At 32.9% G+C, this 11,959-nt stretch carries 11 protein-coding genes; 8 read left to right on the forward strand and 3 right to left on the reverse strand.

Annotation, left to right across the window (positions count from 1 at the left end; genetic code table 11):
- Positions 1-29: 29 nt before the first annotated feature.
- Complete coding sequence (locus AC23MC_RS04465) at positions 30-1,565, forward strand: T9SS type A sorting domain-containing protein (RefSeq protein WP_487567216.1); 1,536 nt, start codon at positions 30-32, stop codon at positions 1,563-1,565.
- Positions 1,566-1,658: 93 nt separating this feature from the next.
- Positions 1,659-3,218: an NAD(P)/FAD-dependent oxidoreductase gene (locus AC23MC_RS04470; RefSeq protein ID WP_487567217.1), complete on the forward strand. Its 1,560-nt coding sequence runs from the start codon at positions 1,659-1,661 to the stop codon at positions 3,216-3,218.
- Between the two features lie 2 nt (positions 3,219-3,220).
- Here AC23MC_RS04470 and AC23MC_RS04475 read toward each other — a convergent pair whose 3' ends face one another.
- Genes AC23MC_RS04475 through AC23MC_RS04485 form a run of 3 tightly spaced genes read right to left on the reverse strand, consistent with a single transcriptional unit; the run spans position 3,221 to position 6,281 of the window.
- On the reverse strand, positions 3,221-3,937 hold the full coding sequence (locus AC23MC_RS04475; RefSeq protein ID WP_487567218.1) for a hypothetical protein: 717 nt from the start codon (positions 3,935-3,937) through the stop codon (positions 3,221-3,223).
- A gap of 21 nt (positions 3,938-3,958) precedes the next feature.
- Positions 3,959-4,894: a hypothetical protein gene (locus tag AC23MC_RS04480; protein WP_487567219.1), complete on the reverse strand. Its 936-nt coding sequence runs from the start codon at positions 4,892-4,894 to the stop codon at positions 3,959-3,961.
- A gap of 19 nt (positions 4,895-4,913) precedes the next feature.
- Entirely contained in the window at positions 4,914-6,281 is a 1,368-nt protein-coding gene (locus AC23MC_RS04485) for a hypothetical protein (RefSeq protein ID WP_487567220.1), read from the reverse strand.
- 169 nt (positions 6,282-6,450) lie between these two features.
- On the opposite strand from AC23MC_RS04485, the gene AC23MC_RS04490 reads away from it, so the two are divergent.
- The 6 genes from AC23MC_RS04490 (at position 6,451) to AC23MC_RS04515 (ending at position 11,666) form a co-directional block, all read left to right on the forward strand.
- Positions 6,451-8,421: a tetratricopeptide repeat-containing sensor histidine kinase gene (locus AC23MC_RS04490; RefSeq protein WP_487567221.1), complete on the forward strand. Its 1,971-nt coding sequence runs from the start codon at positions 6,451-6,453 to the stop codon at positions 8,419-8,421.
- A 1-nt stretch (position 8,422) separates the two neighbouring features.
- Complete coding sequence (locus tag AC23MC_RS04495) at positions 8,423-9,037, forward strand: response regulator (protein WP_487567222.1); 615 nt, start codon at positions 8,423-8,425, stop codon at positions 9,035-9,037.
- 181 nt (positions 9,038-9,218) lie between these two features.
- Positions 9,219-9,746, forward strand: a complete 528-nt coding sequence (idi, locus tag AC23MC_RS04500) for an isopentenyl-diphosphate Delta-isomerase (protein WP_487567223.1) — start codon at positions 9,219-9,221, stop codon at positions 9,744-9,746.
- A 30-nt stretch (positions 9,747-9,776) separates the two neighbouring features.
- A complete protein-coding gene (locus tag AC23MC_RS04505; protein WP_487567224.1) occupies positions 9,777-10,187 on the forward strand; it encodes a 6-pyruvoyl trahydropterin synthase family protein in 411 nt (136 codons plus the stop codon).
- A 1-nt stretch (position 10,188) separates the two neighbouring features.
- Positions 10,189-10,644, forward strand: coding sequence for a peroxiredoxin (locus AC23MC_RS04510; RefSeq protein ID WP_487567225.1), 456 nt, complete (start codon positions 10,189-10,191; stop codon positions 10,642-10,644).
- Positions 10,645-10,703: 59 nt separating this feature from the next.
- A complete protein-coding gene (locus AC23MC_RS04515) occupies positions 10,704-11,666 on the forward strand; it encodes a type I phosphomannose isomerase catalytic subunit (RefSeq protein WP_487567226.1) in 963 nt (320 codons plus the stop codon).
- Positions 11,667-11,959 lie beyond the last annotated feature (293 nt).

The following is an 11,959-nucleotide window of genomic DNA, read 5'->3' on the forward strand; positions in this document are numbered from 1 at the left end:
TTATTTATCTTTGAGAAAAAATAAACCCTATGAAAAACAAATACTTATCAAAAATTTTTCTACTTTTTTTGTTTGTTGCAAGCAGTGGAGTTTCTCAAACAAATTACACGGTTTCAGTAATTCCGTATGAGGTTTACACAACGGCCGCAACACCAATAACTACAAGCGATGACTTGTATTCAGGAGTAATTCCAATTGGTTTTGATTTTGATTATTTCGGAACTGTATACAATCAATTGATAATCAGTACAAATGGTTATGTTGGATTTAATTTAGGTTTGGCAAGCACCTTAAGTCCATGGAATCTTAACACTCAAATTTCTCAACCAAACTTTACAATTAGGAACTCAATATTTGCCTGTTATCATGATTTAAATAATTCAAATCAAACTGGTTCCATAACCTATTCTATTGTTGGTTTTGCACCTTACAGAAAATTTGTTGTCATGTTTGAAAATCAGCCACATTTCCAGTGTTCACAATTAACAAGCTCTTTTCAATTGATTTTATATGAAACATATAATTTTATTGATGTACAAATAGTTGAAAAACCAATTTGTAGCACATGGAATGCAGGAAACGCGTTGGTAGGAATAATTAATCAAGATGGTACAAGTACTTTAACACCTCCCGGAAGAAATACCAGTTCTTGGTATGCTACTCTTGAAGGATGGCGGTTTGCAAGACCTATTGAAAACGAAATCTATTTGTATACAGTTTGCGATGATAATCTAGATGGATTTGAATCATTTAATTTAAATTTAATCAAAGAAGCTATTAATTATGAATCACCGGAAAATGTAACAATTCATGAAACACTTTCCGACGCAGAATTAGGCGGTAATTCTCTATCTGGAATGGATTATTTTAATATAAACCCTTATTCTCAAACACTTTATGCGGCTTTTAATGGAGATGTAACAGCAATTGCATTAACTGTAATTAATTGTCAAAATGATTATGATTTAGATACTGTTTCTACCGATTTAGAAGATGTTAATGAAGATGGAAATTTAGCCAACGATGATACAGATGGTGACGGAATTCCAAATTATTTAGATAATGACGATGATGGCGATATGGTATTATCTGCTTTTGAATATGTATTTCCCGCAGGAAGAAACTTAGATCAAATTACAAATGTTGATACAGATTTAGACGGAATTCCAAATTATCTAGACAATGATGATGATGGTGATGGTGTGTTAACAATTGACGAAGATTACAATGGGAATAATAACCCAATGGATGATGATACAAATTCAAATGGTATTCCCGACTTTTTAGAAGAAAATGTTGCCTTGAGTTTAACCGATGCAATCCAGTTAAAAAAGGCAATTGTAATCTACCCAAATCCTTCTGAAAATAGGATTAACATCAATAATGGAACTGCTTTTTCAATTGATAGCTTCAAGTTGTTTACTGTCAATGGAAGTTTAGTAAAAGAACTAAAAAACACAGATTCCTATCAAAATATCGATGTAAGTCAATTGCAATCCGGAGTATATTTTATAGCTATTGAAGTGAATAATCAAAAGCTAAATTACAAGTTTATCAAAAAGTAAAGATGAAAATTTCTAATATAAAAGGTTTGGCAATTGCTGAACCTTTTTTTATGCGATACAAATTAAAAAAATTACTTTTGCAAAAAGAATAGTATGCCCAAAGAACTTCTCATTCAAGTTGCACCCGAAGTTGCTGCCAATGATTTTTTATTGAAAGATCAAGTGGCTAAGATGATTCGTGTTTCAGTGTCAGAAGTTGAGCATATTTCAATTGTAAAACGTTCGATTGATGCCCGTCAAAAAGCAATCAAAATCAATTTAAAGTTGATGATTTTTTTTCAAGGCGAACCTTTTTCTGAACAAAAAATCGAATTACCAAACTACCCGAATGTTGCCAATCAACAAGAAGTAATCGTCATTGGTGCCGGTCCTGCTGGACTTTTTGCCGCTCTCCAACTAATTGAAGTAGGTTTAAAACCAATTGTTATCGAACGCGGAAAAGATGTTCGCGGTCGTCGTCGTGATTTAAAAGCTATCAACGTTGACCATATCGTAAATGAAGATTCGAATTATTGTTTTGGCGAAGGTGGAGCAGGAACGTATTCCGACGGAAAATTGTACACTCGTTCCAAAAAACGGGGTGATGTTGACAGAATTTTAGAATTATTAGTCGGTTTCGGAGCTTCAGCGGAAATTTTAGTCGAAGCACATCCACACATCGGAACCAATAAATTACCACAAATTATTCAGGACATTCGAGAAAAAATCATTGAAAGTGGTGGTCAGGTTTTGTTTGATACTCGTGTAACCGATTTTATCATCAAAAGCAACGAAATACAAGGCATCGTTACCCAAAAAGGAGAAACTATTCCAGCTAACAAAGTTATTTTAGCCACCGGACATTCCGCTCGTGATATTTTTGAATTATTAGATAGAAAAAAAATCCTTATCGAAGCCAAACCTTTTGCACTAGGCGTTCGTGCCGAGCATCCTCAAGAATTAATTGACAGTATTCAATACAGTTGTGATTTTCGAGGAGATTATTTGCCACCGGCACCGTATTCCATTGTCAAGCAAGTAAATGGTCGCGGAATGTATTCGTTTTGTATGTGTCCCGGCGGCGTGATTGCTCCGTGTGCAACAAGCCCGGGCGAAGTGGTGACAAATGGTTGGTCGCCATCCAAAAGAGATCAAGCTACAGCCAATTCCGGAATTGTGGTAGAGTTAAAATTAGAAGATTTTAAACCTTTTGCCAAATTCGGACCTCTTGCAGGAATGGAATTTCAAAAATCCATCGAACAAAAAGCGTGGCAATTAGCGGGTAAAACTCAAAAAGTTCCGGCACAACGCATGATTGATTTTACACAAAATAAAATTTCTTCATCCATTCCAAAAACGTCTTATGTTCCGGGAACAACTTCTGTAGAAATGGGACAGGTTTTCCCTGGTTTCTTAACACAAATTATGCGAGAAGGATTTTTACAATTTGGTAAATCAATGAAAGGTTATTTAACTAACGAAGCCATTTTGCACGCACCGGAAAGCAGAACATCTTCACCGGTTCGAATTCCACGTGATGCTCAAACCCTAGAACATCTTCAAATTAAAGGGCTATATCCGTGTGGAGAAGGAGCAGGGTTTGCGGGTGGAATTGTTTCTGCAGCGATTGATGGCGAAAAATGTGCGTTGAAAATTGCTGAGGTTTTACAGTAATTTTAGTTGTTGTAAAAAGGATTTCCACCTATTAGTACAAGTTCACTTGAAGAATTTACAGGATTATTAAAAATTCCACTAAATGCTTTTGTAATTGTTCTTCCGTCATCGTAGTTTAGAATAAGCGTAAAATTATCAATTTCATAAGAGCCAATCCCCGGAGCCCTATCAGGATTTTGATAAGGCATCGTGAAATTGGTTAAAAAAGCCCCCAAATCGAGAAAAGAACCATCTTGAAAAAACTCGATCATGGGTTGAAAATCATTTGTAGCATAAGGATAGTTGGGAATTGTTGACCAATTTGGAATAGTATTGTATTTGCCGGAAAGAATTAATCCATTCACAGAAGAAAGTTTGTAGATATGATTTGTATAGCCCACAATTTCCATTTCAGTATTACTAATCTTATTTACATGGAGTGTTTCATATTGATTGGTAAAAGTTCCTGAATTGCCATTCGTAGCAAAAGTTCCCCAAGTTCCCCCTGTTTGATTTTCTGAAAAGTTTAGAAATCCTTCAGTTGGTAGCTGATTAAAGTATTTCCCATTGGGCAATACAACCATCCATCGTAAATTAGAAAAATTACCAGTTGAACCTGTTTGTTGTCCCATCCAAATAGTAAAAGGAGAATTGTTTGAGTTTTCTTCGTTTGTATCGCTGTTACTGCAAGAAGCTATTATTGTTAAAGAAATAATTATTGTAAAAAGATGTTTTTTCATGATTTTTTAATTAAGAAAATTTTATTCAAGTTTGTAAGCAATTATACTGTTTTCATTAAGATTTCCGCCGATTTTTAATAAAGTGTCTGTTGTGTTAATTATATGTACATTTCCTGCTACATAATAATATGTTTTAGGTAAAGAAGATGTATTGTTTATGATGATTGTTCCGCTTAAAAGAGAAAATAAACTTGAACCGGGTAAATTACCGCTAATAAGCCTTCCACCAAGAATATCTGTTGATGAAACAGGATTTATACCAGAACTATCCGAAAACGTAGAACGCAACCAAAAAGAGGAATTATCTGGAGTTGGAGTGCCCGTAGTATTTGTTAAAAGCATCGTCACATTTATTGCAAATTTTCCTGGTGGTAACGTAATTGAAGCCCCGGTTTGTAAAAAATTTGCAGTTGTATAAGGAACACTTATTCCTAAATTAGTAAGTGAAACATTTATGTTATTTATACCAACTTTTTGCCAAGTACCAACACCATTTGCGTCGGAAGTTAAAACTTTTCCAGTTGATTGATTACCATCTGCAATTTTAACTCTTCCGGCTATGTCGAGCATTTCTGATGGATTATTTAAGCCAATACCAACTCGATCGGTTAAAGTAGAAGGGAAAAGATAACCTGTACCTGAATTTCTACTCCATTTTTCATCAACATTGGTTTGAAGTTTTACCCATATTGTTCCATTCCAATAATAGTAACCCACACCATTTCCTCCAGCAGTTGATGCATTAGTGTTATATACTAATAAACTAACTGCCGGGGAATTTATTGGTGAAGATCCGTTAGTAATATCGGATAAACTAACTCTAGGAATTAATAAACCTGTATTATTTGAATTAATATCAAGGATTGAAGAACCATCTGGACTTGTAGTGCCAATTCCTACTTGAGAAAAAGTTGAAATTGAAAATAGGATTACAACTAACAAAATGATTATTCTCATGGTATTGCATTTATCTACATTAATTTTGAGCATATAAAATATTAGCACCATTCATCCAGGATGAAGCAGAGTGATTATAACATCCGTACCAATCATTAGCAGCAGGAGAAGAAGCATTGCCATCGCCATTTGTATCTCCACCATAAAAATCATCTTTTATAGAAGTTAGAACAGCCGATGGACTAATTGATGGGTTAGAAATGTTTAATCCGAAAGTGTTTCCCGTTGGAAATTTCATTACTACTCCAGCACTAAGTGTAAATGAGCCAGTACTTTTTTGTAAATACCCATCCATTACAAATGGAACCTCAGTTTCGGTTTGATTAACATTTACATTTGTGCCACCATTTGGATACATCCAGATACAATTTCTGGCATTTGTTTCAAAAGGGTTTTCAGGATTGCTATAACTGTTATTTGCATTAATAGAATAAGTAGCATTCAAATATATTGGATAATAATTCTCATAAAAAACATTGTTTACAAATTCAGAAACTGCAGGATCCCGCATATTATTTCCACCATAAAATGCAAATTGACTTGTAAAATTTGTTCCATTGGCGGTATGAGCAAATACACAACCATCAAAAACAAAGTTAGAACCGGTTCCGGAGACTACTACTGCACAACGATAGCCACCATCATTTCCACCAGCGTAAAGAAAATCACAATTTATAAATTGATTTGCACCACCGTTTAAATAAAGATTAATCCAATCACCTTTTTGTGGTGTTGTTGTATTTCCATCTCCATTGGTGTCACCACAAAAAGTATCATCGGCTAAAGAAGTAAATATAACTCGGTTAGTTTCTGTTCCATAAGCAAATAAATTTCCTCCTGCATTTACTCGAATTCTACCATTCTCACCAAGTTTTACAATTACTCCTTGATGAATGGTTAATACTGATGTAATAGTTATTTCACTATTTATAACATAAACATTTCCAGTTTCCCAAATGGTTGGTGTTGTAATATTGTGGGTAACATTTACTATTGGACAACTTAAAGTTGTAAACGATTTTGTTTCACCATAAACAATTCCGTTTGCATTTACAGCATAAGCACGAAAGTAGATAATAGTGCTTGGGGGTAATCCTGATATATCATATGTTTCACTGAAAGAACCGGTACCACTTCCTAAAATATCTGTATAAACATCAGGTAAATCAATTTCCAGGTTTGGATGTTCAGCCATACAAATACCACGTTCAGTAACAGGACTTCCGCCATCAGTAAGTACTTCTCCACCAAGAACAATGGTAGTAGCTGTTAGACCTGTTGGTTCAATTGTATTTACAGTTAATAAGCTTGGTGTTTCATTTTCATCAGAACAGGATGCAAAAAACACCAAACTAAAACAAATAATGAGTAGGTTTAAATTTTTCATAATTATGTTTTAATAATTGGTTACTATTTGAATAAAATTTGATGAGATAAAATTAGTATGCCTAAATAAATAGGTTATCCTCTTTACTAATGATTTTAAATATCCTACTTTTATAGGATAATGAAATGGTATTCTTTGAGTTACTTTGTTATTGATTTAAAAAATAAAAATGAAGAAAACATTAGTTAAAGTAATTGTATTTTTTTCGGTTGTTTTAGGATTTTCACAACAACGTGAATTGGATAGCATAAAACAACTTATAACTACTATTGATAAACAAAAGCCAGACACAACTCAAGTTAGATTGCTTAGTCATTTAGGTTATGATATAATTGAAATTGACAGTACTCTTTCTAAAAAACTTCTGGAGGAAGCATTAGCTAAAAGTGTCAAATTAAAAAACAATTATGCTATTTCAAACAGCTATCGTTTTTTAGGACTTTGGTATAGCAATTTTAATGATAAAGCAAAGGCATTTGAGTTTCAAAATAAAGCTTTAGACGCAGCAAAAAAAGACAATCATATCTATTTAATGGCTGGTGCAAATTTTAATTTAGGAAGTATAAAATATGAAACAGGCGAATACGACAAATGCATAGATTATTTTTTAGAAGCTCAAAAAATATTTGACAATCCTGAAATTTTGAAAGTCAAAAAAGTAACTACAAGAATTTTAGATAAAAGAAAATCGGATTTATATTTTAATATGAGTATTGTCTTTAGTACGATAAAAAATTTACCAAAAGCCAATGAATATATTGATAAAGCATTAGCGATAGGAAATAAATACAACAACCAAACCGTAATTGCTTTTTATACTCAACAAAAAGCTGACAATTTTACAGAAGCTGGAAATATCGAAAAAGCTCTAAAAATCCGGTTAAAACATTTACCAATTCTTGAAAAAAGTAAAATAGAAAGATCCTACTTGTTTGGTTACTATCACAATATTGCTCAAGAATACTTGTTGTTAAAAAAAGTAGATAATTCTAAAATATTTGCTCAAAAAAGTTTTGACATAGCAAAGGAAATAAATAGTTCTAGCGGAATAGCAGTTTCAAGTTTACTTGTAGCAAATATAGCTTTACAAGAAAAAAAATATTCTGAAGTAGAAAAATTTCTCAACGAATCGGAAGCATACTATTTGCAAACTGAAAATCCAACCGAAAAAAGAGATTATTTTAAAGTTTTGCATCAATTTCTATACGAAACCAAAAAGTACAAACAAGCTTATGAGTTTTTCAAACAATATGCAGATGTTAACGATGAAATAATTACTAGCGAACAAGCAAAGCAATTCTCGGAACGTGAAGCCAGATACCAATCGGAAAAAAAGGACAAGAACATTTTAATTTTGGAGAAAAAACAAATTCAAAGCAAAATTTTTATTTATTCTTTAATAGGAGTTTCAATTGGTTTATTACTTTTTAGTTATTTGTTATACCGAAATTATAAAGCTCGAAAAAAAATAACGGAACAAAAAATAAAGCAACTTCAGCAGGAAAAACAAATCGATGCAGCTCAAAACTTAATTCAAGGGGAAGAAGCAGAACGAACACGATTGGCAAGAGATTTACACGATGGTTTAGGCGGAATGTTGTCAGGTGTAAAGTTCCAACTAAATAGTGTCAAAGGAAATGTAATTTTGTCTGAAGAAAATGCCAACGCGTTTAAAAAAAGTATTTCACAATTAGATAGTGCCATTGCAGAAATGCGGAGAGTTGCACACAACATGATGCCAGAAGCTCTAATAAAATTTGGGTTAGATGATACTTTGAAAAATTATTGTAATTCGGTTTCCGAAAATTCGGGATTAGAAATTGTTTATCAAAGTTTTGGTTTGAAAGAAAGATTTAACCAAACAGTTGAAATTGTGTTGTACCGAATTGTTCAAGAATTATTAAACAATACAATAAAACATGCAGATGCTACTCAAATACACGTGCAACTTTCTAAAAATAACAACACCATTTCGTTAACAGTTGAAGATAACGGAAAAGGTTTTGATGTTAATTCGCAAAAAAAAGGAGGAATAGGATTAGGTAGTATTCAGCATCGTGTAGATTATTTACAAGGGAAATTAGATATTACATCTGATAATAACGGAACATCAACTCATATAGAATTTGAAACCGAATAAAATGAAACACAAAATTTTTATAGTAGATGATCATCCAATGGTTATAGAAGGTTTTAAAACACTTTTGTCGCAGAATGAAAATATTACGATTGTTGGAACTGCTATAAATGCTTTTGAAGCGATTGCTTTTATCTCTAAAAATGAAGTTGATATTGCATTTATCGATATTAATTTACCTGATATTAATGGAATAGAACTGTGTGAAAAAATTAAAACCGAGTTCCCTTCAATTTTATGTCTAGCTTTAAGCACTTTTAACGACAGAAGTTATGTTGCTAAAATGATTGAAAACGGAGCCAGTGGTTATTTGTTGAAAAATTCGAGTAAAGAAGAAATTTATAAAGCCATTGATGATGTTTCTAAAGGAAATATGTATTTTAACGTAGATTATCAAACGCAAAACACATCAAAATACAACCAAATACCAATAATAACTCGCAGAGAAAAAGAAGTTTTAGTGCTAATTGCAGAGGGTTTAACCAATCAACAAATTGCAGATAAACTTTTTATCAGCATCACAACTGTAAGTTCGCATCGCCAAAACTTAATGCTAAAACTGGAAGCCAATAACACTGCTTCCCTAATTAAAAATGCTGTAAAATTCGAGTTAATTTAATTTTTAGGAAATAATACAAAATGTAAACATAACTGCAATGATTTCAAGTAAAATGTGCGTTGAGAATTAAGGAGAGTTAGAATTCATAACCTTCTTCAACACCCGTTAAACTTTTCACAAATCCATATAAATCAAAATAAAAACGAACTTTTTCTTACCTTTGAAAAGCTATAAAAAAGCTATGACAGAAGAAAAAGTAATTTTAGTAAATGAAAACGATGAGCCCATCGGTTTGATGGAAAAACTCGAAGCTCACGAGAAAGCCGTTTTGCACCGTGCCTTTTCCGTATTTATTTTGAATGATAAAAACGAAGTGATGTTGCAACAACGTGCTCATCACAAATATCATTCGCCAATGTTGTGGACCAATACGTGTTGCAGTCATCAACGGGAAGGCGAAAGTAACATAGAAGCCGGAACCCGAAGATTGCATGAAGAAATGGGCTTTTCAGCCGAATTGAAAGAGTTGTTTCATTTTATATATAAAGCTCCGTTTGACAACGGATTAACTGAACACGAGCTTGACCACGTGATGATTGGTTATTATAACGAAGAACCAAAAATTAACCCGGATGAGGTTGAAAATTGGAAGTGGATGAGCATCGAAGCCATTAAAGACGATATTCAAACCCAATCTGAAAATTATACAGTTTGGTTCAAAATTATTTTTGACGAGTTTTATCATTACCTTGAAGAACACAAATTATAACCTTTTACCAATTACCCAAAACCAATTACCATGAAAGTAACCGTTTCCAGAAAAGCACATTTCAATGCTGCTCATCGATTGTATCGAAAAGATTGGTCGATGGAAAAAAACGATTTGATTTTTGGAAAGTGTAACAATCCGAATTTTCATGGTCATAACTATGAATTGATAGTAAGTGTAACGGGAGAAATTGACCAAGAAACCGGTTTTGTGATGGATGTAAAAATTCTTTCCGATTTAATTAAAGAACACATTGAAGAGGCATTTGATCATAAAAATTTAAATTTAGATGTTCAAGATTTTGCAGATTTGAATCCAACTGCCGAAAATATTGCCGTTGTGATTTGGAATAAATTACGTAATCACATCAAAAATTCATTAGAATTAGAAGTCGTTTTATATGAAACACCTCGAAATTTTGTAACCTATAAAGGAAATTAAAATGGCTCTAAAAGTTGGTGATAGTGTTCCTAATTTTACTGCAAAAGATTCCAAGGGAAATGTTTTTGAAAGTGCAACAGTAATTGGAAAAAGACCAGTTGTTATTTATTTTTATCCAAAAGATGATACTCGCGTTTGCACCGAGCAAGCGTGCAGTTTTAGAGATAGCTATCAAGATTTTACTGATTTAGGTGCTGAAGTTATTGGTGTTAGCGGTGATTCAGCTACTTCGCATCAAAAATTTTCAGAAAAGCACCAACTTCCTTTTACGCTTTTGTCGGATAATGATAAAAAATTACGCAATTTGTTTGGCGTTCCTACCACTTTATTCGGACTCATTCCGGGTCGTGTGACGTATGTGATTGACGAAAAAGGAATCATTCGATTGATTTTTGATAACTTATCAGGCAAAATTCACATTGAAAAAGCACTTCAAATGCTTAAAAAGATAGTATAATGATTTGAATCGAAGTAGTATCAATTCAATTGCTTATTTTTGACGTTTCAATTAAATGAATGAAATCACTATATCCACTCACATTTGAACCCATTTTCAAAGAACGCATTTGGGGCGGAACCAAGTTAAAAGATTATTTGAACAAGCCAATTACTTCTGAAGTTACCGGAGAAAGTTGGGAATTGTCAACCGTTCCCGAATCAATAAGTGTGGTCAATAATGGTGAATTGAAAGGGAAAAACCTCAATGAATTAATCGATTTATATCCGAAAGAGCTTTTAGGAAAAGAAGTGTTTAAGCAATTTGGAAAACAATTTCCGTTACTTTTTAAATATTTGGATGCTAAAACAGATTTGTCTATTCAGTTGCATCCGAATGATGAATTGGCAAAAGCACGCCATAATTCGTTTGGGAAAACCGAAATGTGGTATGTCATGCAAGCTGATGAAAATGCTCGTTTGATTGTGGGTTTCAAAGAAAATTCATCAAAAGAAGCGTATTTACAAAAGTTAGAATCCAACGATATTCTTTCGTTATTAAATGAAATTCCGGTTAAGAAAGGCGATGTTTTCTTATTGGAAACCGGAACAATTCACGCCATTGGTGCAGGAATTGTGATTGCCGAAATTCAACAAACAAGTGATATCACTTACCGAATCTATGATTGGGATAGAGTAGATGCTAACGGAAATAAACGTGAACTACATACTGAATTAGCGGTTGATGCTATTAATTATAAGACAACTGCTGCCAAAAAAGAGTATTCTGCTTCGGAAAATAAAAGTACTTCGCTAGTAGATTGTCCTTTTTTTAAAACGAATATTATTCCGCTTAACGGAGAAATTTTGATTGATAAAAATGATGACTCTTTTATGGTTTTGATGTGTACGGACGGGAGTTTTGAGTTGCATTTGAACGAGGAAAAATATCTTTATCAAACCGGAGATACTGTTTTGATCCCGGCTCTACTCACTTCATTTTTATTGAATGGAAAGGCCACTTTATTAGAAATTACTTTTTAGTTACAATAACTACTTGAATTTTTTGCCACGAATTTCACGAATTTTCACTAATTATTGACGTTAACAATTTGTGCTAATTCGTGTAATTTTTGGCTTTTAATGAATTCGTAGTTGTGATAATGAAATTTTTGCCGCGAATTTCACCAATTTTACGACTTAGTGTAGATAACAATTTGTGCTAATTCGTGTAATTTGTGGCTTTTAATAAATTCGTATTTGTGATAATGAAATTTTTGCCGCGAATTTCACCAATTTTACGACTTAGTGTAGATAACAATTTGTGCTAATTCGTG

This window comes from Flavobacterium sp. T50_26 (genome assembly GCF_057652995.1).